Raw genomic sequence first — 270 nt, 5'->3', positions numbered from 1 at the left:
TGAGCATTTCCGATCTACCCTCCGGCGAGTGATGCTCGCTGGCGCATGACGACGAACACGGCGTGGATTGCGGTGGTGGCCCGGTTGGGGCTGATGCGGAGTCGGTCGAGGACCCGCCAGCGTTTCAGCGCGGCGAAGGGCCGCTCGACCGGGGCACGGAGCTTGGCGATCGCGGAGTTCGTCTTCTTCTCCCAGCCGTTGTGGCCCTTGCCCTGCGGGCGTTTGATCGGGGTGCGGGTGGTGCCGCCGGCGCCCTGGTAGCCGGAGTCC

General features: G+C 68.9%; 1 protein-coding gene. It reads right to left on the bottom strand.

Annotated elements, in window-relative coordinates:
- Window positions 1-14: 14 nt before the first annotated feature.
- On the bottom strand, window positions 15-270 hold a 256-nt coding region (locus FVS66_RS00025; protein WP_149178861.1), incomplete at its 5' end, for a transposase family protein.

Source organism: Streptomyces sp. TRM49041 (genome assembly GCF_008271805.1).
In the GTDB taxonomy this organism is placed as follows: Bacteria; Actinomycetota; Actinomycetes; order Streptomycetales; family Streptomycetaceae; genus Streptomyces.
Note: the sequence above shows the minus strand (reverse complement) of the source record. Positions and strands in the feature narration are given on the sequence as shown.